The organism is Paractinoplanes bogorensis, assembly GCF_018829635.1.
Classification (GTDB): Bacteria; Actinomycetota; Actinomycetes; order Mycobacteriales; family Micromonosporaceae; genus Actinoplanes; species Actinoplanes bogorensis.
In genome coordinates this window covers 512,609-532,537 of the sequence record NZ_JAHKKG010000005.1, presented here as the reverse complement: position 1 = coordinate 532,537, position 19,929 = coordinate 512,609, and the positions used below count along the sequence as shown (strand labels likewise).

15 protein-coding genes are annotated in these 19,929 nt (G+C 70.6%); 11 read left to right on the top strand and 4 right to left on the bottom strand.

The genetic code is table 11. The features are described 5' to 3' along the window. Positions 1-29 precede the first annotated feature (29 nt). Positions 30-2,264: a putative bifunctional diguanylate cyclase/phosphodiesterase gene (locus KOI35_RS17845; RefSeq protein ID WP_215788582.1), complete on the top strand. Its 2,235-nt coding sequence runs from the start codon at positions 30-32 to the stop codon at positions 2,262-2,264. Here KOI35_RS17845 and KOI35_RS17840 read toward each other — a convergent pair. After that, positions 2,261-2,737: a GNAT family N-acetyltransferase gene (locus tag KOI35_RS17840; RefSeq protein ID WP_215788581.1), complete on the bottom strand. Its 477-nt coding sequence runs from the start codon at positions 2,735-2,737 to the stop codon at positions 2,261-2,263. The two genes, KOI35_RS17845 and KOI35_RS17840, sit on opposite strands and share 4 nt — an antisense overlap. Positions 2,738-3,622: 885 nt before the next feature. On the opposite strand from KOI35_RS17840, the gene KOI35_RS17835 reads away from it, so the two are divergent. Next, entirely contained in the window at positions 3,623-4,222 is a 600-nt protein-coding gene (locus tag KOI35_RS17835; protein WP_215788580.1) for a hypothetical protein, read from the top strand. Positions 4,223-4,376: 154 nt separating this feature from the next. Here KOI35_RS17835 and KOI35_RS17830 read toward each other — a convergent pair whose 3' ends face one another. Then, positions 4,377-6,764 (bottom strand): phosphoketolase family protein, encoded by a 2,388-nt coding sequence (locus tag KOI35_RS17830; RefSeq protein WP_215788579.1) that lies wholly within the window; start codon positions 6,762-6,764, stop codon positions 4,377-4,379. Between the two features lie 207 nt (positions 6,765-6,971). Here KOI35_RS17830 and KOI35_RS17825 point away from each other — a divergent pair, with 207 nt between their 5' ends. From KOI35_RS17825 to KOI35_RS17815, 3 genes are all read left to right on the top strand, one after another. Next, entirely contained in the window at positions 6,972-8,612 is a 1,641-nt protein-coding gene (locus tag KOI35_RS17825; RefSeq protein WP_215788578.1) for an alkaline phosphatase family protein, read from the top strand. 69 nt (positions 8,613-8,681) lie between these two features. Further along, positions 8,682-10,058, top strand: coding sequence for a transaminase (locus KOI35_RS17820; RefSeq protein WP_215788577.1), 1,377 nt, complete (start codon positions 8,682-8,684; stop codon positions 10,056-10,058). A 48-nt stretch (positions 10,059-10,106) separates the two neighbouring features. Beyond that, on the top strand, positions 10,107-11,633 hold the full coding sequence (locus KOI35_RS17815) for a methyl-accepting chemotaxis protein (RefSeq protein ID WP_215788576.1): 1,527 nt from the start codon (positions 10,107-10,109) through the stop codon (positions 11,631-11,633). Between the two features lie 9 nt (positions 11,634-11,642). Here the strand turns inward: KOI35_RS17815 and KOI35_RS17810 are convergent, their stop codons facing one another. Further along, positions 11,643-13,223 (bottom strand): methyl-accepting chemotaxis protein, encoded by a 1,581-nt coding sequence (locus KOI35_RS17810; RefSeq protein WP_215788575.1) that lies wholly within the window; start codon positions 13,221-13,223, stop codon positions 11,643-11,645. A 220-nt stretch (positions 13,224-13,443) separates the two neighbouring features. Then, positions 13,444-14,160: an acetoacetate decarboxylase family protein gene (locus KOI35_RS17805; RefSeq protein ID WP_215788574.1), complete on the bottom strand. Its 717-nt coding sequence runs from the start codon at positions 14,158-14,160 to the stop codon at positions 13,444-13,446. Between the two features lie 67 nt (positions 14,161-14,227). Between KOI35_RS17805 and KOI35_RS17800 the strand changes: the two genes are divergently transcribed. The 6 genes from KOI35_RS17800 (at position 14,228) to KOI35_RS17775 (ending at position 19,916) form a co-directional block, all read left to right on the top strand. Continuing rightward, the gene (locus tag KOI35_RS17800; RefSeq protein ID WP_215788573.1) at positions 14,228-15,301 is read left to right on the top strand and encodes an NAD(P) transhydrogenase subunit alpha; all 1,074 of its coding nucleotides are present in this window, start codon (positions 14,228-14,230) and stop codon (positions 15,299-15,301) included. Next, positions 15,298-15,582, top strand: a complete 285-nt coding sequence (locus tag KOI35_RS17795; protein WP_215788572.1) for an NAD(P) transhydrogenase subunit alpha part 2 — start codon at positions 15,298-15,300, stop codon at positions 15,580-15,582. Before KOI35_RS17800 ends, KOI35_RS17795 begins: the two co-directional genes overlap by 4 nt. Further along, positions 15,579-16,970 (top strand): NAD(P)(+) transhydrogenase (Re/Si-specific) subunit beta, encoded by a 1,392-nt coding sequence (locus KOI35_RS17790; RefSeq protein ID WP_215788571.1) that lies wholly within the window; start codon positions 15,579-15,581, stop codon positions 16,968-16,970. Before KOI35_RS17795 ends, KOI35_RS17790 begins: the two co-directional genes overlap by 4 nt. Before the next feature lie 191 nt (positions 16,971-17,161). After that, positions 17,162-18,181 (top strand): alpha/beta hydrolase, encoded by a 1,020-nt coding sequence (locus KOI35_RS17785; RefSeq protein ID WP_215788570.1) that lies wholly within the window; start codon positions 17,162-17,164, stop codon positions 18,179-18,181. Further along, positions 18,178-18,789, top strand: a complete 612-nt coding sequence (locus KOI35_RS17780; RefSeq protein WP_215788569.1) for a maleylpyruvate isomerase family mycothiol-dependent enzyme — start codon at positions 18,178-18,180, stop codon at positions 18,787-18,789. The genes KOI35_RS17785 and KOI35_RS17780 overlap by 4 nt, the downstream gene beginning before the upstream one ends. Before the next feature lie 329 nt (positions 18,790-19,118). Beyond that, on the top strand, positions 19,119-19,916 hold the full coding sequence (locus KOI35_RS17775) for a trypsin-like serine protease (RefSeq protein ID WP_215788568.1): 798 nt from the start codon (positions 19,119-19,121) through the stop codon (positions 19,914-19,916). Positions 19,917-19,929: the final 13 nt, after the last annotated feature.

Below are 19,929 nucleotides of genomic sequence, written 5' to 3'. Positions count from 1 at the left end.
TCGCACGAGCGGGGTTCCGATGACCGGGCGTGAAGCAGGGACGACTCTGGGTCTGGTGGCTCGCGGGCGGGCTGGCCGCGATCGCGGGCCAGTACGTGCTGCGCGAGGGAAGCCTGACCGCCAGCCTGGCCTACGACACGATCGGCGCGCTGTCGGCGGCGGCGATCCTGCTCGGCGTGCGGCTGCACCGCCCCGCGCGGCCGGCCCTGTGGTACCTGATCGCGGCCGGTCAGATCGTCTCCGTGCTGGGCGACCTGACCTGGGAGTTCTACGACAACGTCCTGCACCTGTCGCCGTACCCGTCGGTCGCCGACGCCTTCTATCTCGGCTGCTATCCGCTGCTCGCGGCGGGTCTGCTGCTGCTCGTGCGGCAGCGCCGCAGCTCGGTCGGCGACCTGATCGACGCCGCGATCGTGGCGACCGGCGCGGGCCTGGTCTTCTGGATCTTCGTGTTGCATCCGGTGGCCGCCGAGGCCGGCCGTTCGGTGGCCGAACATGTCGTGTCGATCGCCTACCCGGTCATGGATGTGCTGCTCATCGCCCTGCTGGCCCGGTTGTTCACCAGTGGCGGCGGGCGCACGCCGAGCGTGCACCTGCTGGTGGCCTCGATCGCACTGATGCTCACCGGGGACACGGCGTTCGCGGTCATCCCGCTCTACTCCAGCGCGGGCACGCATCCGACCGACCCCATTTTCCTGCTTTCGTACGTGATGTGGGCGGCCGCCGCGCTGCACCCGTCGATGGCCGCGCGGCCGGCCACGGGACGGGTCTCGGCCCGGGTCGGTCCGGGCCGGCTGGCGTTGTTCGGTGTGTGTTCGCTGCTGGCGCCGGCGTTGCTGCTCGTGCCGCGGATCGGCCAGGACCCGGTCGGCCGGTTGTCCGTGTCGATCGGTGCCGGTGCGCTCATCCTGCTCGTCATCGCGCGCATGAGCGGTTTCGTGTACGAGGTGCGCCGCCGCTCGGCCGAACTCGCGCACGCGGCCATGCACGATCCGCACACCGGGCTGGCCAGCCGCCGCCGTTTCGAGCTGGCTCTCGGCGAGGCCCTGACCGCGGGCCGTCCGCAGGTGGTGCTGCTCGGGCTGAACGGTTTCAAGAACGTCAACGACGAGCTGGGCCGGCCCGTCGGCGACCAGGTGCTGAGTCTGCTGGCCGCGCGGTTGTCGGCCGCAGCGCCGGAATCGTCGGTCGTTGCGCGGATGGGCGGCGACGAGTTCGCGATCCTGCTCGTTTCGGCCAGTGCGGACGAGGCGCGCGCAACCGCCGCGCAGTTGGCGTCCATCCTGACGGCGCCCGTCGTGGCCGGCGGGCACGAGCTCTATCTGGGCGTGGCCATCGGTCTGGCCGGCGGCACCGGGCTGACCCCGGTCGAGGTGATGCGCCAGGCCGAGGCGGCCATGTATGCGGCGAAACAGACCGGCGAGCCCGTACGCCGGTGGACGCCCGCGCTCGACGAACGGGCCGGCGAGTTCGTGCGGCTGGGCGCGGAGATCCGGGCCGCGCTCGACCAGGACCAGTTCCGGGTGGTCTATCAGCCGATCGTCGAGCTGCCGTCGGGCCGGGTCGCCGCCGTGGAGGCCCTGGTCCGGTGGGAGCACCCGGTCCGCGGCGTGGTCAGCCCGGCCGCGTTCATCCCGGTGGCCGAGCGTAACGGCCTGATCGTCGAGCTCGGCGAGTGGATCCTGCGCACCGCCTGCCGCCGCCTGGCCGAGTGGCGCGCCGAACTGGGCGACGCCGCACCCCGCCGGGTGAGCGTCAACGTGTCGGCCCGGCAGCTGGCCCGGCCACGTTTCGCCGCTACGGTGGCCGCCGCGCTGGCCGACAGTGGCCTGCCGCCGGCGTGCCTGGCCGTCGAGGTGACCGAGACGGCCGTGTTCGAGGGCGGCCAGGCGGTCATCGCCCTGCACGAGCTGCGCGCTCTGGGCGTGCGGATCGCGCTGGACGACTTCGGCACCGGCCACTCGTCGCTCGGCCTGCTGCAGACCGTGCCGGTGGACATCCTCAAGGTCGACAAGTCGTTCGTCGACCAGGTCACCGAGGCCGGCCGGCACACCGTCATCGCCGAGGCGTTGTTCCAGGTCAGCTCGGGTCTGGGCCTGGTCGCGGTGGCCGAGGGCGTCGAGACCGCCGCCCAGGCCGAGGCGCTGCACCGGCTGGGTTACCGCTATCTGCAGGGCTACCACTACGGCCGCCCGGTCGCCGACCCCGACTTCGCCCTGACGTCGGCGATCGCCGGCCAGAGCACGTCGGCGATCGCCGGCTAGCTCAGGCGCAGAAGCATGGTGTCGGAGCCTCCGTTGCGCCCGACCACCTCGAAGCCGGCCCGCTCGTAGAGCCGGCGGGCCGAGTTACCGTCCTCGACGCTGAGGCTGAGCGCGGGCAAACCCCGCTCCCGCGCGACTCCGATCACCGCGTCGAGCAGGGCCGTGGCGATCCCGCGCCCGCGAGCATCGGGCAGCACCCCGGCCGTGAGCTCGGGAATCTCGGCCGCGACGAATCCGTAGCCCGCGCGATCGGCCGGCAACGCCCGCCCCCAGACCGCCCCGACCGGCCGGGCCTCGTCCATCGCGATCACGCCGAGATCACCGGGACCTGGGAAGCCGTCGAGGTAACGCCGAGCATGGTCGTCAGCGAGGATCTGGTCGAGTGTGAAGCGCGGCCCGTCCCAGTTGTAGGCCTCCAGCACGATCAGTTTGAGGAAGGGCAGATCGTTCGGTCCGGCATCACGAATCAGCACCGGCCGAGCATAAGCACGCCGCGTCAGGCGAGATCACTGGACCGCAACGAGGTCCCGACCGACGGAAATAGGGGTCCCGGCAACCAGCCAGCGGTCTCGGATCCGCCGTGGATCCGCACAGGACGTCGGCTCGATCAGATTTCGATACAGATGCATGGCATCCGAAAGCACGTCGGCCGCAGGAAGAGGCGCACTCAGCGTCCGTAATCCGCTTGCTGCACTTGATACCTTGCCGAGTATGGAGAATTGCACAGAGTGCGACCGGGAACTTGAGGCGGCACCGGAACGGCTGCCCTGTCCAGACTGTGGCGGCACACGACGGAATATTACCGTCACCGTTCAGTCGGCAATCGCGTTCGCGACGGCATACCCTCCAACTGTCACGCTGAACTTGGGGCCAAGCCGCCCTTGGATCGAACGGCGCGACGATATCGAGGCCGCACTGGAGGACCTACGCTACGCATACGCGAGCCTAGCCAAATCCACTGATGAAGCCAGGAGGGCCGTACAGCATTTCTTTCGTGTATGCCGCGAGGTTGCGGATTTTATCGATGACGAACTGAGCCTTCCACCGAAATCAGCAAAGGCTTACGTGCATGCCGACACCGACTTGAACATAGGTGATGGAATGGCACAGGTGACGAAGCACCGGACACGCGACAAGCCAGATCGGCAGATCTCAACGCGGATACACGAAATCACGAGCACTCCCGAGGGTGCTCGAGTATCACTGAAGTGGACGACTACGTCCGCGGAAGGGATCGTGGATGCATTAGATCTCGCCATCCGATGCAGCAAGGCTTGGCGTCGGTTTTGTCAAGCAAACGATCTGGAGTGGAACAGTTCAGACGTGGATTCGAAGCTTGAACTACGTTCCAGCGTGTCATGAACGCGTGGCAGCCTCTTGCGGTCGCACTCATGTCGGCAGTAGCAGCTATTTCTGCTGCAATATTTGCAGGCATTGTTGCCCTAAAAATAAAAGGTCGCGAGATTGACGCTCAACACATTCGCGACCTCGAGAGCCGACTTTCAGAGAAGAAAGTGGAGATGTACAAGCCTGCAGTCGAGCTCTTCGCCAAGATGATGGACGCCGATTGGGCCCAAGAGCTGATAGACGATAAGACGAAACAGCGCGAAGCTCAGAGAATCCGGCGAGATTTCGCAACATGGCTGACCATGTACGGTTCAGCTGACGCTCTGATCGCTTACAGGAATTTTCATCAGGCGGGCGCAAATAATGTGCCACCGTTCATACGACTGCGCTTATATGCCGAGCTCCTATTGGCCATCCGACAGGACATCGGAGGGCGGGACGACAACGCTACCGCGATCGATATTCTCGCACTAACACTTGACGACATATTCAGCGATCGAGACGTCTTATCGACTGTCACCGACGATTTCCAAGTTGTATGCCAGAGAGAAGACTGGAACCCACCATGGCTGCACACGTCCCACTCAATTGAGAAGCAAAGCCGACGCTGATACCTCTACCCCGTTAAGCGCGCACGGTTCACTAGTTCTGTAACATGCGAGTTGATCGGCCGGGATTGGCTGGCGCCGCCACGAAATCGCCGCGTCTCCGGTGCAGCCCGATATTCGGAAAGTAGACCGGGCCGCGCCGAGACGTGAACCGCTGTCAGGAGGTGGCCCAGTCGCCGAGGGTCCAGTCGCGGACCTCGGGCATGTCTTCCAGGTGCTCGACCACGTAGTGCTCGTGGCGGGCCAGCTGGGACTCGCACCACGCCTTGAGGTCGGACGCGCCCTGCGGCAGCCGCCGGGCGTTGTTGAGGGCGTCCATCACCAGGTGGTAGCGGGACGCCCTGTTGCGCACGGTCATGTCGAACGGGGTGGTGGTCGTGCCCTGTTCGATGAAGCCGCGCACCCGGAACCGGTCGGCGTCGGGGCGGCCGTGCACCAGCTGGTGGATGGCGCCCGGGTAGCCGTGGAAGGCGAACACCACGTCGACCGTGTCGGTGAACAGCTCGCTGAACTGGGTCTCGCTCATGCCGTGCGGGTGGTCCTTGGGCCGGACCAGGGTCATCAGGTCGACCACGTTGACCACGCGGACCCGCAGGCCGGGCAGGCGCTGCCGGAGGATGTCGGCGGCGGCCACCGTCTCCATCGTCACCACGTCGTCGGCGCAGGCCAGGACGATGTCCGGATCGTCGGGGGAATCGCTGGCCCAGTCCCAGATGCCGGCGCCGCGGGCGCAGTGGTCGACGGCCTCGTCCATCGTCAGATATTGCAGCTGGGGCTGCTTGTCGATGACGATCAGGTTGATGTAGGAGCGGGACCGGAAGCAGTGGTCGGCCACCGACAGCAGGCAGTTCGCGTCGGGCGGCAGGTAGACCCGGCTGACCGTGCCGCGTTGAGTCAGCACGTTCTGGATCAGGCCGGGGCCCTGGTGGCTGAAACCGTTGTGGTCGTTGCGCCACGCCGTCGAGGTGAGCAGCACGTTGAGGCTCGGCACCCGGGCCCGCCACGGCAGGTGCTCGGCCTCTTCGAGCCACTTGCCGTGCTGGATCGTCTGGGAGGCGCTGACCATGGCGAACGCCTCGTAGGTGGCGAACAGGCCGTGCCGGCCGGTCAGGGTGTAGCCCTCGAGCCAGCCGTGGCAGTTGTGCTCGCTCAGCACCTCCATGACCCGGCCGTCGGGGCCGATCGCCACGTCGGAGGCGTCGACATGTTCCAGGAAGGACCGGTCGGACACCTCGAACACCGCGCCGAGCCGGTTGCTGTTGGTCTCGTCGGGCGAGAACAGCCGGAACCGGTCGGGGTTGTCGCGGTAGATGTCACGCAGGAACTCGCCGAGCTTGCGGGTCGACTCGGCCCGGTCGCTGGCCGGTGATTTGACCTCGACGGCGTAGTCGCGGAAGCCGGGCAGGTCGAGCTCGCGGGTCAGCACCCCGCCGTTGGCGTGCGGGTTGGCGCTCATCCGCCGGTCGCCGGACGGATTGTGGGACCGGACCAGCGGCACGGGGGCCCCGGAGTCGTCGAACAGTTCGTCCGGCCGGTACGACTTCAGCCACTGCTCCAGCAACGCCAGATGCCCGGGATTGTCGCGCACACCGGAGAGCGGCACCTGGTGCGACCGGAACGTGCCGGTCACCTTGACCCCGTCGACCTCGGCCGGGCCGGTCCAGCCCTTGGGCGTCCGCAGCACGATCAGCGGCCACGTCGGCCGGGTGCCGTCCCAGTCGCCTTCGCGGGCCGAGCGCTGGATCTCGCGGATGCGGCCCCACGCCTCGGCCAGCGCCGCCGCGAATCGGTGGTGCATGCCGGGGATGTCGTCGCCCTCGACCTCGATCACGTCGTAGCCGTGCCCGCCGAGCAGCCGGCGGACCTCGGCCGGGTCCTTGCGGCCGAGCACCGTGGGGCCGGAGATCTTGGCCCCGTTGAGGTGCAGGATCGGCAGCACCGCACCGTCGTGCTTCGGGTTGAGGAAGGACACGCCCTTCCACGAGCCCTCGAGCGGGCCGGTCTCGGCCTCGCCGTCGCCGACCACGGCGACGGCCAGCAGGCCGGGGTTGTCGAACACCGCGCCGAACGCGTGGACCAGCACGTAGCCCAGTTCGCCACCCTCGTGGATGGAGCCCGGGGTGGTCACCGAGACGTGGCTCGGGATGCCGCCGGGGCTGGAGAACTGGCGGAACAGCGTGCGCAGGCCGAGCTCGTCCCGGGTGACGGCGGGGTAGACCTCGGTGTACGTGTCCTCGAGATAGCCGGCCGCGACCAGGGCCGGGCCGCCGTGGCCGGGGCCGGTCAGATAGATCGTGTCCTGCCCGGTGTGCCGGATCAGGCGGGACACGTGGGCGTAGACGAACGACAGGCCCGGGCTGGTGCCCCAGTGGCCGAGCAGGCGGGGCTTGATGTGCTCGGCCGTGAGCGGCTCGCGCAGCAGCGGGTTGGCCTGCAGATAGATCTGGCCGATGGTCAGGTAGTTGGCGGCCCGCCACCAGGCGTCGAGACGGGCCAGGTCAGCCTCGTCGAGCGTGGGCAGCAGGTCGGAAACGGCCGTAGTCACTCGCGGAGTCCCTTCGTCAGCAGCGCTTCGCGCAGGACGGGTCGAAGCTATCGGCGGCCCGAGCACGACCGACAGGGTCTTTGGTACTGGGTGAAAGTGACTTTCGCGTGTCGATGAACCGACAAGCCCGGTCCATCCGTTCCCCCTGTCGTGCCAGAAACAACGGACGGCCCGCCAGCCGCGCCAAAGACCACCAGACGCGCTCGCATGAAAGCAGTCATAGAAAAGCCAGGAACCCAGCGCGCCCTGACGATCACCGCCGCCGTCCTGCTCTTCGCCGCGCTGATCTTCCCGAACATCCTGTCGCGCCTGACTCCGGCCGGATTCGTTCGCATTCCCATCGAGGGCGCGGTCCTGCTGGCCCTGCTGGCCGTCCTCCCGCGGAAGGCGCAGAAGCCGTTCGCCATCGTCGCGGGCACGCTCATCGGCCTCCTGGTCATCGAGAAATGCCTCGACATGGGCTTCTTCGAGGAGCTGAACCGCCCGTTCGACCCGGTGCTCGACTGGGTGCTGTTCGACGACGCGTTCAGCTTCGCCGTCGACTCGTACGGCCGCGCCGCCTCGATCGCCGCCGTGGTCGCGGTCATCGCCCTGGTCGTCGCGATCCTGGCCCTGACCAGCTGGTCCGTCCTCCGCGTGGGCGCGCTCGTAACAAAGAACCGCAAACGCAGTGCGATCGCAGCGGCCGGCGCGGCCGGAGCGTGGGGCCTGACCTTCGCGCTCGGCATCAGCCTGTTCGGTGCCATCCCGGTCGCCGCGCGAAGCACCTCCACGTACGCCTGGGACCGCGCCCACCAGGCCCGCGCCGGCCTGCGCGACGAGGCCAACTTCCGCCGCGAGGTGCAGCAGGACCCGTTCAAGACGGTTCCGCCCGCGCAGATGCTCACCGCACTGCAGGGCAAGGACGTCATCTTCACCTTCGTGGAGTCGTACGGGCGCAGCGCGGTCGAAGGCACCGCCCTCTCCCCGATGACCCGCCCGGTGCTCGACAACGGCACCGCCGAGCTGCGCAAAGCCGGCTACGCGGCGCGCAGCGGCTGGCTGACCTCGCCCACCTTCGGCGGCGGCAGCTGGCTCGCCCACGCCACCTTCGAGTCGGGGCTGTGGATCAACAACGAGCAGCGCTACCGCAACCTGGTCGCCAGTGACCGGCTGACCCTGACCCGGGCGTTCCGCGACAAGGAGTACCGCACGGTCAGCGTCATGCCGGGCGCCACCCGGGCCTGGCCCGAGGGCAACTTCTACGGGTACGAGGCGGTGTGGGACTCGCGCAATCTCGGCTACCAGGGCCCGAAGTTCAGCTGGGCCCCGATGCCCGACCAGTACACGCTCAAGAAGCTCAACGAGATCGAGTACAAGAAGCCCGGCCGCGGCCCGTTGATGGTCGAGATGCCGCTGGTCTCGAGCCACACCCCGTGGGCACCGATCCCCGACTACCTGACCGACTGGAACTCGATCGGCGACGGCTCGATCTACACGAGCATGGAGGCCGAAGGTCAGAAGCCCAAGGCGCTGTGGGCCGAGCCCAAGAAGGTGCGGGCCGAGTACGGCAAGTCGATCGTCTACTCGATGACCTCGCTGATCAACTGGATCCAGCTGTACGGCGACGACAACCTGGTCATGGTGCTGCTCGGCGATCACCAGCCGTCGCCGATCGCGGCCGGCGCGGGTGCCAGCCACGACGTGCCGATCACGCTGGTGGCCAAGGACCCGAAGGTGCTCGACCGGATCACCGGCTGGGGCTGGGCCGAGGGTCTGCGCCCGCGCTCCGACACCCCGGTCTGGCCGATGAGCGACTTCCGCGACAAGTTCCTGACCGCGTTCGGCCAGCAGACACCCGCGTCGTAGGCCGTCGACTCATACGGAATCAGTAGAAGGGGCTCCCTTTCGTACGGGAAATGTTGGTAGCGTGCCGCCATGCCGACGGATTCCGGAGTTGATCGCGCCCGACTCGCCGCCCTGGCCGACCGCGAACGCGCCTCGTTCGCGGAGCGCCGCCCCCGCTCGGCCGCCGCCTATCAGCGGGCCGACCACCTGTTCGGCCGCGTGCCGATGACCTGGATGAACAAAACCGCCGCGGGCTTCCCGATCTACTTCGAGACCGCGCACGGCAACCGGATCACCGACGTCGACGGGCACGAGTACCTGGACTTCTGCCTGGGCGACACGGGTGCGATGGCCGGCCACTCCCCCGCGCCGGTGGTCGACGCGGTCACCCGTCGGCTGGCCGGGCCGGGCGGCGCGACCACGATGCTGCCGACCGAGGACGCGGCGGCCGTGGGCGCCGAGCTGGCCCGGCGCTTCGGCATCCCGTACTGGAGCTTCGCCCTGACCGCGACCGACGCCAACCGCTGGGCCATCCGGTTGCTGCGGGCGGTCACCGGCCGGCCGAAGATCCTGGTCAACAGCTACTGCTACCACGGCTCGGTCGACGAGTCGCTGATCGTCGTCGGACCGGACGGGCGCGGGCGGAGCCGCGAGGGCAACGTCGGAGCGCCGACCGACGTGACCACGACCAGCCGGGTCGCCGAGTTCAACGACCTCGAGGGCCTCGAGCGCGAGCTGGCCCACGGCGACGTCGCGGCGGTGCTGATGGAGCCGGCGCTGACCAACATCGGCATCGTGCTGCCCGAGCCCGGCTACCTGGCCGGTGTCCGCGAGCTGACCCGCACGTACGGCACCTACCTGATCAACGACGAGACGCACACGTTCTCGGCCGGGCCGGGCGGGGCCACCGCGGCCTGGGGCCTCGAACCCGACGTGCTGACCATCGGCAAGGCGATCGCCGGGGGCATCCCGATCGGCGCCTACGGGCTGAGCGCCGGGCTGGCCGAGGCGATCCTGGCCCGCACCGACCTCGACCTGGTCGACATGGGCGGCGTCGGCGGCACCCTGGCCGGCAACCCGGTGTCGATGGCCGCCGCGCGGGCCTGCCTCGAGCACGTGCTGACCGAGCCCGCCTTCGACTCGATGATCGCCACGGCGACCGCGTTCGCGGGCGGCCTCCGCAAGATCATTGAGGGGTACGCCCTGCCGTGGTCGGTCAGCCGGCTGGGCGCCCGGGTCGAATACCGGTTCGCCGATCCCGCACCCCGCAACGGCACCGAGTCGGCCGCCGCCGCGGACGGCGAGCTCGAGGACTTCCTGCACACCTACCTGGCCAACCGGGGCGTGCTGCTCACCCCGTTCCACAACATGGCCCTGATGGCACCGCAGACGACCGTGGCCGACGTCGAGCGCCACCACGAGATCTTCGCGGCGGCGCTCGGCGAGCTCACCGCGGCGACGGCATAATCCGTGATAGCCACCTAACACCGGCAATACCGGCCGTAGCCTGACATCATGGGTCTGTTCGGAAAGCGGGTCGAGATTCAGCCCGTGGTGCAGCGTCAGCCGCCTCGGGACATCGAGGCGCTCGAAGAGCTGGTGAACAATCTCGAAGGCGTGACCGACGAGGCCAGCAGCTGGCGTATCTACGCCTCCACCTACCTCGAGTTCCACGACCTCGACTACGTGGGCGTCTGGATGGTCGAGAGCAGCGGTCCCCGCCTCGAGTACGAGGTCGGCCGGATCAGCGGTGCCCTGGCCGGCACCAGCAGTGGCGGCGGCGGCCTCGTGGGGCAGGCCATCCGCAGCAGCCACGCGGTCTTCGCCGACGCCGGCCACACCGGCGAGCGCGACGCGCGGGCCGCCGCGGCGCTGCGGGCCGGCACCAAGGGCATCCTGGTGGTGCCCGTCGCCCGCGGCCACAAGGTGATCGCGGTGGTCGAGATGTGCTGGCGCGAGGAATCGCCGGTCGACCCGGCGCTGCTCAGCAAGTGGACCGCCATCGCCCGGCTGGCCGAGCAGGCCCGGGTGGCCGCGCTCGCCGCCTTCTTCACCCGTCAGGTCGCCGATGATCGGCTGGCCGTCACCAACGTGGTCGCCGCCCTCGGCCACACCAACGACTCCTCGAGCGGCCTGCGGGCCGCGCTGGACGCCGTCCGGACCGCCTTCGGCTGGGCCTACGGCTCGTACTGGCAGATCGACGAGCAGGAGAACGTCCTGCGCTTCGCGGTCGAGTCGGGCGACGCCGGCGACGAGTTCAAGCGGGTCACCCTGGCCGCCACCTTCGCCGAGGGCGTGGGCCTGTCCGGCCGCGCCTGGCGGGCCCGCGACCTGGTCTTCGTCCGGGACATCGGTCAGCTCACCGACTGCGTGCGCGCCCCCGCGGCCCAGCGGGCGGGCGTCCGGTCGGGCGTCTGCTTCCCGATCTCCAGCGGCGACCGGATCATCGGCACGATGGACTTCTTCACCACCGAGTTCGTGGAGCTGTCCGAGTCACGGATGGACGCACTGCGCAATGTGCAGCAGCTCGTCTCCCAGCGGCTCGACGTCATCCGCGGGGCCGAGACCGCGGCCGGCAACGCCCGGAACCTGCTCGACACCGTGTCGCGGCTGCGCACCGCCACCGCCGACGCCAGCCGGGTCGCCGACGAGGCCGTCGGCCGCGCCTCGGACATGACCGGCGACGTGGCCTCGCTCAACGACGCGTCGGCGGCGATCGGCGACGTCATCCAGATCATCTCGTCGATCGCCGACCAGACCAACCTGCTCGCGCTCAACGCCACCATCGAGGCGGCGCGGGCGGGCGAGATCGGCAAGGGCTTCGCGGTCGTCGCCGGCGAGGTCAAGGAGCTGGCCCGGGAGACCGCGGACGCCACCAAGAAGGTCTCCGAGCAGATCGCGGCCCTGCAGTCGAGCGCCGAGTCGGTGGCCGGCGGGATCCGCAGCACCAGCGACACGATCGCCCAGCTCGACGCCGTCCAGGCCCGGATCGGCGAAGTGCTCGAGGAACAGGCCATGATGGCCCACGCCTTCGAGCACTGAGCCGGTCGTTCAGTAGCGGAACCGCGACACCAGGTTCTGCAGCTGGCTCGCCGTCGTCGCCAGACCGTCGGCGGCGTGCCGGGTCTCGTCGACCGAGTCCGACGTACGCCGCGTCGCCTCGGACACCCCGCCGATCGTGGCCGCGATGTCACCGGCACCCGCCGCGGCCTCCGACAGCGTCCGGTTCATCTCCTGCGTGGTGGCCGTCTGCTCCTCGACCGCCGAGGCGATCGTCATCTGGATGCCGTTGATCCGCTCGATGATCGCCGAGATCTCCCCGATCGCGGTGACCGCGTTGCCGGTGTCGCCCTGGATGGTCTGCACCCGGCGGGAGATGTCCTCGGTGGCCTTGGCCGTCTCCTGGGCCAGATCCTTGACCTCACCGGCCACCACGGCGAAGCCCTTGCCCGACTCGCCCGCCCGGGCCGCCTCGATGGTGGCGTTGAGCGCGAGCAGATTCGTCTGCTCGGCGATGGCCGTGATCGTCTTGACCACGGTGGCGATCTCGCTCGACGACTCACCGAGCCGGGCCACGATCGCGTTGGTGGCCGAGGCGACCTCGACCGCCTGCACGGCCACCTCGGATGCCTCGGTGGTCGACACGCTGATGTCCCGGATCGCCGAGCCCATCTCCTGCGAGCCGGACGAGACGACCTGCAGATTGTTCGACACCGCGTCGGCCGCCGCGGCGACCGTGCCCGCCTGCGCCGACGCCTCGGAGGCGGCCGACCCGACGGCTCCCGACACCGCGGTCAGCTGACCGGCCGCGGCGTGCAGGCTGTTCGCGTTGCCGGCCAGGGTGACCACGTCGTCGCGCAGCCGGGTCACGGCCTGGTCCAGGTCTTCGGCCATCCGGCCCACCTCGTCGCGGACGTTCACTCCGGCCGTACGGGTGAGGTCGCCCTCGGCCAGCCCCTGCGCGACCCAGGCGGTGACCCGGACCGTGCCCCGCACCCGGCCCGCCACCCGGAACCCGAGCAGCAGGCTGACCACCACACCCAGGGTGAGCAGACCGGCGATCAGCCAGGTGGCCCGGGTGGCATCGGCCTCGCCGTCCTTGATCGCGGCGTCCGAGCGCGCCTTGGCCCGGGCGGCCAGCGCGTTCTGGTCGGCGCCGAGCGCCGCGTAGAGGGTGTTGTAGCGGGTCAGCGCCTGCTGCAGCTGGGCCGGGGTGGCCGAGGTCTGGTCCTCCTGCAGGAAGGCGAGGAACGCGGTCCAGTCCTGGGACGCCTTCTCCACCTCGGCCGAACCGGTCGCATCCCCCTCGTACGCGGAACGGAGGGTGGCCAGCGCGTTCTGCACGGCGGCCTTGTTCTCCTCCATGTTCTGGCTGATCACGGTGCGCAGCGACGGGTAGAGCCGGCTGGCCGACAGGTTGCCGCCGAACGCCTCGATGTTCTTGGCGAACGCGCCGGCCGCGGCGTCCACGGTGATCGTCTCGCGCTGGGCCGTGGCCGCGTCCTTGTTGTGGTGGTGCAGGGTGACCAGGGCGACCCCGCCGACCAGGGCGCCGCTGAGCGTGCCGACCAGCACGGCCGTCCCGATCTTGGTGCGGAGTGAACGGTTGTCGAACGCTGCCAGCATTCCCATGCGTGGTGCCCTCCCCCAGGTGCGGGCACCGGCGGCCCGGATCCGACATAAGCCCTTGTCAGCACGCTAATCGGGGCGGGGCGGCACCGTGTGCGCCTTGGACGCATCCGGGACAGGTGCGCTCACTGAGGCGTCATGCGGCAGGGCGCACCGCGCGTAGAGCGTCCTAGGAGGCTGGTCAGGAGCGCGCTGTCACGGCGTACGGGAAAACGGGTTTGCTCTAAAGGGCGGGCCGGAACTCGCCCAGCGGGCCGTGCAGACGCTCGGCGTGCACGGTCAGCAGCGGCCGCCCGGTCATGCCCAGCGCCCGCATCCGAGCCGCCATCGGATGATCGCCGAGGTGACCCCGGAACGAGCCGCGACCCACGCTCACCCCGGACAGGCGCATCGGCAGGGTGCCGCGCAACAGCACGCCCGCCTGCGCGCCATGCTCCAGATAGGACCAAGCGGGCAGGCTCGACCGCACCCCGAACGGCAGTCGCATCCGCCCGTGCCGCAGCGACGCCCGCAGCACCTCGGTGGCCCGGTCGTGCACCACGACGTCGGTCTCCCGGGGTGAGAAGCGCAGCTCGGCGTCCATCAGCCACTTCGGCAGAGCCCAGAAGTCCTGGCCCGCCTCGCGGGTGAACGCGCCGGTCACCGGCAGGTCGAGCAGGTGCAGGCCGGGCGGACCGGACGGGCCGCGGACCAGCAGGCCGACGCCGACCTCGTCGTACGACTTGAGCGCCCACTCGTCGTAGTGCACGCACATGACCAGCGAGAGCGCCCGGCCGGCCACGGTGAACGGGCGCACCGGGATCGTCCCCAGCGCCGCCCGCGCCGACCGGACCGGAGTGGTGAACACGGCGGCGGTCAGGCGGGCCGAAGTGATCTCGACCGGCAGAGTGACCGTCTCGCCCTGCAAAGTCCAGACGCCGTCACCGACACGCTCCGCCATCCCGTGGACCCTACCCGGCACCGGGTGGCCGCCGCGGGCGCGAAGTGATAGGGCTTCGGTTATGTCGATGACGACAGTGGGCGTGCTGCGCGAGACCGCGGGACGCGAACGCCGCGTGGCGATGACCCCGGACGGCGTGGTCCGCCTGCGCCGAACCGGGGTGCGGGTGCTGGTCGAGGCGGGCGCGGGCCGGTCGGCCTGGTTCGACGATCCGGCCTATGTGGAGGCGGGCGCCGACGTCGGCTCGCGGGAACAGGTCTACGCCGAGAGCGACATCCTGGTGGTGGTGCGGCCGCCGGACGACATCGCGGCGTTGCCGGCCGGCCGGACGCTGATCGGGCTGCTCGATCCGCTCGGCGATCCGGGGCTGGCCGAGACCCTGGCCGCGCAGGGGGTCACGGCGATCAGCCTCGACCTGCTACCCCGCACGCTCAGCCGGGCCCAGCCCCTCGACGCGCTGACCTCGCAGGCCAACGTGGCCGGGTACAAGGCGGCGCTGCTGGCCGCGGAGGCGTACGGGGGCTTCTTCCCGATGCTCGTCACCGCGGCCGGCACCTCACGGCCGGCCCAGGTGCTCGTGCTCGGAGCCGGGGTGGCCGGCCTCCAGGCCATCGCCACCGCACGACGGCTCGGGGCCCAGGTCACCGGCTACGACGTCCGCGAGGCGGCACAGGCCGACATCGCCTCGACCGGAGCTCTTGTGCTGGCGCTCTCCGATGCGGTGCAGAACGGCAGCGACGGTTACGCCTCGGCCCTCACCGGCGACGAGGCCGCGTCCCAGCTCCACTCGCTGGCCCAGGCCGTTCCCCGCTTCGACGTGGTCATCACTACGGCCAAGGTGCCCGGCGGCCGCTCGCCCCTGCTCGTCTCGGCGGAGGCGCTGGACGCCATGCGGCCGGGCTCGGTGGTGCTCGACCTGGGCGGCGGCAACGTGGCCGGCTCGGCCCCGGACACGCGCGTCGTCACCGGCCACGGCGTCACGGTCATCGGCGCCCCCAACCTGGCCTCCACCGTGCCGGTGGCGGCGTCCACCGCGTACGCGCGCAACGTGGTGGCCGCGCTCGGCGCCCTCGACGACGACGAACTCGTGTCGGCCATGACGGTCCGTCCCTTGCACGACCTCGACAAGGAGCGCCGATGAGCCCGCTTCTGCTGGCCGATCTCACCGTCTTCACGCTCGGCCTGCTGGTCGGCTTCGAGGTGATCAGCAAGGTGCCGGCCACCCTGCACACCCCGCTGATGTCCGGCGCCAACGCGATCCACGGCGTGGTGCTGGTCGGTGTCATGCTGCTGGCGGCCACCATCTCCACCCCGGCCGGCTACGCACTGCTGTTCGTGGCCGCGTTCTTCGCCGCCATGAACGTGGCCGGCGGCTACGTGGTCACCGACCGCATGCTGGCGATGTTCCGGAGCCGGTCGTGAGCGCCTTCGACACCGTCGTCCACCTGATCTACCTGCTGTGCGCGACGGCCTTCGTCCTCGGTCTGCACCTGATGAACGCGCCCGCCACCGCCCGCCGCGGCAACCAGGTCTCGGCGGCCGGCATGGGGCTGGCGATCCTGGTCACGCTGGCCGTCCTCATCCAGGGTCAGGAGATTTCCCCGTACGCCGCATGGGCGCTCGGTCTCGGCACGGCCGCCGGTGCGGTGGCCGGGCTGGTGGCCGCGCGCCGGGTCCGGATGACCGCCATGCCGCAGCTGGTCAGCCTGTTCAACGCGGTCGGCGGCGGCGCGGCGGCCCTGATCGCCCTGGGCGAGCGCCCGGCGTCGACCCAGGCCGAGGTCACCGGCGTGCTCGACGTGCTGATCGGGGCGCTCACGTTCAGCGGGTCGCTGATCGCCTCGGGCAAGCTGGCCGGACGGGTGCCGGGCCGCCCGATCGTGGTGCCGTACGGGCGGTGGATCTCGCTCGGCCTGGCCGTCGTGGCGGCCGTCATGGCGGTGCTCGTGGTCGGCTTCGACGGCGGCGTGTGGGCGCTGGCCGGGGCGGCGGTGTCCGCGCTGGCGGCCGGGGTGCTGCTCACCCTGCCGATCGGCGGGGCCGACATGCCGGTGGTGATCTCGCTGCTCAACGCCTGCACCGGCACCGCGGTGGCGATGGCCGGGTTCGTGCTCGAGAGCACCCCGCTGATCATCGCCGGGGCGCTGGTCGGGGCGGCCGGCGCGATCCTGACCAAGCTGATGGCCGACGCGATGAACCGGCCGATCAGCGCGATCATGGCCGGCGGCTACGGCACCGGCGACGCGATCGCCGTCGCGGCCGGGGCCGGGTCGGCGCCGGTCCGCGAGATCACCGCCGACGACGCCGCGATCCAGCTCGCGTACGCGGGCCGGGTCGTGATCGTCCCCGGCTACGGGCTGGCCGCGGCCCAGGCCCAGCACGAGGCGGTGGCGCTGGCCCAGGCGCTGACGTCACACGGCGTCGAGGTCGTCTACGCGATCCATCCGGTCGCCGGGCGCATGCCGGGACACATGAACGTGCTGCTGGCCGAGGCCAACGCCCCCTACGAGCAGCTGCAGGACCTGGAGGAGAGCAACCCCGCCTTTCCCCGTACGGACGTCGCGCTGGTCATCGGCGCCAACGACGTGACCAACCCGGCCGCCCGACGGCCCGGGAACCCGGTGTCCGGCATGCCGATCCTCGACGTCGACCGGGCCCGCAGCGTCATCGTGATCAAGCGCTCGCTCGGGCACGGCTACGCCGGGATCGACAACGAGCTCTACTCCGACCCGCGGACGGCCATGCTGTTCGCCGACGCCAAGGCCGGCCTGAACGCTCTCGTGGCCGGAGTGTCGGCCTACGCGTCTTGACTTGACAAGGTCCACTTGGGACTCTCGGTGGCGGATCGCTCACCGTCCGCCGCGCCCGGGAGTGTCGCCGTGCTCAGTCCGCAGATCGCCGCCCTGCTCGAGGACCCGGCCTCCCTGCACGACTGGTGGCCACGGGCCGGCACCCCGCTGGTCGAGCCCTGGCGGGACGGCTCGCGGCTGGTGACGTTCCTGTGGCGGGCTCGGCCCGGAGCACCCGGGTCTGGTGGGGCCTCGACGTGCCGATCGAGCGGATGCCCGGCAACGACCTCTGGTACGCGACCCGCGTCCTGCCGTCCGACCTGACCACGGCCTACTGCTTCGTCCACGACGGCGCCGCCGAGCTGCCGCGCGACGCCTCCGGGCGCGGGAAGTCGCACGTCGACGCGGGCAACCCCGGGCGCTACCGGTTCGCCGCCGACCCGTCCGACCCGGACGACCACGACGCCTGGGTCTCGTTGCTGACACTGCCCGACGCGCCGCCCGAGCCGTGGCTCGCCCCGCGCCCCGGCGTGACCCCGGGCATCCTCAGCCCGGCCCCCTTCGACCGTGAGGTGGTCGTCTACCAGCCGTCCGGCGTGTCTACGGCCGGGCTGCCGGTGCTGGTCGTGTTCGACGGCTGGGTCGCCCGCGAGGTGCAGCGGATCCCCGCCGTGCTCGACAACCTGATCGCCGCGGGCGAGATCCCGCCGCTGGTGGCCCTGTTCGTCACCAACCGCACCGCGGTCCGCGACGACGACCTGGCGCCGGGCTCGAACCTGGGCGGCTTCGTGACCGGCGAGCTGCTGCCCTGGGCCCGCGACACGCTCGGGGCCGGCCTCGACGCCCGGGCCAACATGATCGCGGGCGCGTCCCGGGGCGGGCTGACCGCGGCGTACATCGGACTGACGGCGCCGGAGAGCTTCGGCGCGGTGATCTCGCAGTCGGGCAGCTTCTGGTGGCCGAGCGACCACCCCGGGCAGCTGATCCGTGAGGTCGCCGAACGACCGGTGGCCGACGTGCGGTTCTCGCTGGACGTGGGCATCTTCGAGACGTTCCCGGCGCCCGGCGGGGTACCGTCGCAGGTCGACATGAACCGGGCCATGCGCGACGCGCTGCGCAAGAGGGGGTATCAGGTGGCCTACGCCGAATACTCGGGCGGGCACGACTACGTGAACTGGCGCCGGACGTTCGCCGACGGGCTGATCGCGGTGGCCGGGGTGCACGCGTCATGACCCCGTACGACACTCTCGGCTCGCTCTGGTCGGTGTGGGCCTCGTACGGGTCGTCGCTGACCCCGGCCCAGTGGGAGACCCCGACGCGGCTCGAGCCGTGGACCGTACGGGCCCTGTTCGCGCACACCGCCCAGTGGCCGCACTGGCTGACCCACCTCGTCACGCGGACCCGCGACACCCCGCCGACGTTCGCCACCACGGCCGACCTGCTTCGCTCGTTCAACGCCCCCGGCGGCGTGGCCGGCAGCGCCCGCACCCAAGTGTCCGGCCAGGCGGTCGACGACGCCGCGAAGTTCACACCGGAGCAGATGACGGAAGCGTTCGCGGTCGTCGGGCCGCCGGCGCTGGACGCGGCCCGGGCCCTGGGCGACGACGTGGTCATCGACTACTTCGGCATGGGGCAGATACCGCTGGCCGAGATGCTCGGCATCGGCATCGTCGAGGCGACCGTCCACCTGCTCGACCTCGAGCGGGCCCTCGGTGTGGAGCCGGCCGTGCCCGCGGAGGGCCTCGCCCGCACATCGTCCGTGCTGGCCGCGATGGCCACACCGGTCGACGTCATCGAGGGCCTGACCGGGCGGACGCCCTTCACTCCGGTGCTCACGTAGCCCTGGCCGCGTGCAGCCAGCCGTCGCGCGGCGCCGCTGATGTCGCCGGACGACGTCCCGGCGGCTGCGGACCTTCTGCGACGCTTTGCTGGGTGAGTGACGCTACCGCCGGTCGGGCGTGGATGCCCGGACCACTGATCAGGCCGGCGAGACTCCGGTTCAAGGTTGGTGCGGTTGCTGACTTGACGTGGCGTACGGGAAAAGCTCTTTCGGGGTAGGCAGTTCGGCGGAACGCATCGGCCTCCCGGCGGGTTCCCGGGGTTGACCTCTCTTCGTAGCGTGAGGTGTCGTCGCGACTACGCGGCGTCGGCCCGGCGGGAGGGGACGCGGTGACCAGGCAGGGGTGGTGGCGTTCCCTCTCGGTCGGCCTGGTCGCGTTCGTGGCCTGGGCGATGACCGGGCAGGCGTCGGCCCTCGTGACCGGTGGCGCCGCTGCTGCCGCCTCCTCGTCCGCCTCCGCTGACGGATCGCCGGTGGTGCTGGTCGAGGCGGATCACGGCGTGCTCGATCGCGGGTTGCGCTGCACGGGCACGCTCGTCGCGCCGGGCTGGGTGGTCACCGCGCAGCACTGCACGAACATCGGACGCGAGCCCGGCCGCCCCTATCCGGCGAAAGACCTGCGGGTGGCCTCGACGCGGGTCGCGGCCGTCTTCCGGATGGACGGATACGACGCCGGCAGCCTGGTCAACGACGTCGCGCTGCTGCAGCTGGCGGCGCCGATCACGACGATGACCCCGGCCCGGATCGCCGCCGAGCCGCTGCGCTCGTCCGCCGAGGCCAGCGTCTACGGCTTCGGCGGCCCGTCCGCGGCGTGGCACTCGGCCCAGGTGCGGGTGACCTCGCGGGCGATGGTGAACGACGGACCGTGCCTGTTCCCGCGCGGGTCGCTGACCTTCGTCACGTCGGTGCACGGCGGCTCGTCGCCCGGCGACAGCGGCGGCCCGATGTTCGAGTGGCGGAACGGCCGTCCGGTGCTGCTCACGGTCACCGCGGGCGCGGCCGACCGGTCCACCTGCGGCTCCCCCAGCCTGACGGCCCGCCCGCAGGAGTGGGTCGGCATCTACAACCGGGTCGACCGGGCCAGCGCCGCCTGGACGTTCCTGTCGGGGCACATCCCGGGCCTGTGACCGGCCATCATGG

What these genes read in the sequence shown, in the direction of transcription:
- KOI35_RS17835 (WP_215788580.1), top strand. Translation starts at nt 3,623, where the DNA reads ATGAACGCGTGGCAGCCTCTTGCGGTCGCACTCATGTCGGCAGTAGCA.
- KOI35_RS17825 (WP_215788578.1), top strand. Translation starts at nt 6,972, where the DNA reads ATGAAAGCAGTCATAGAAAAGCCAGGAACCCAGCGCGCCCTGACGATC.
- KOI35_RS17820 (WP_215788577.1), top strand. Translation starts at nt 8,682, where the DNA reads ATGCCGACGGATTCCGGAGTTGATCGCGCCCGACTCGCCGCCCTGGCC.
- KOI35_RS17815 (WP_215788576.1), top strand. Translation starts at nt 10,107, where the DNA reads ATGGGTCTGTTCGGAAAGCGGGTCGAGATTCAGCCCGTGGTGCAGCGT.
- KOI35_RS17810 (WP_215788575.1), bottom strand. Translation starts at nt 13,223, where the DNA reads ATGGGAATGCTGGCAGCGTTCGACAACCGTTCACTCCGCACCAAGATC.
- KOI35_RS17805 (WP_215788574.1), bottom strand. Translation starts at nt 14,160, where the DNA reads ATGGCGGAGCGTGTCGGTGACGGCGTCTGGACTTTGCAGGGCGAGACG.
- KOI35_RS17800 (WP_215788573.1), top strand. Translation starts at nt 14,228, where the DNA reads ATGACGACAGTGGGCGTGCTGCGCGAGACCGCGGGACGCGAACGCCGC.
- KOI35_RS17795 (WP_215788572.1), top strand. Translation starts at nt 15,298, where the DNA reads ATGAGCCCGCTTCTGCTGGCCGATCTCACCGTCTTCACGCTCGGCCTG.
- KOI35_RS17780 (WP_215788569.1), top strand. Translation starts at nt 18,178, where the DNA reads ATGACCCCGTACGACACTCTCGGCTCGCTCTGGTCGGTGTGGGCCTCG.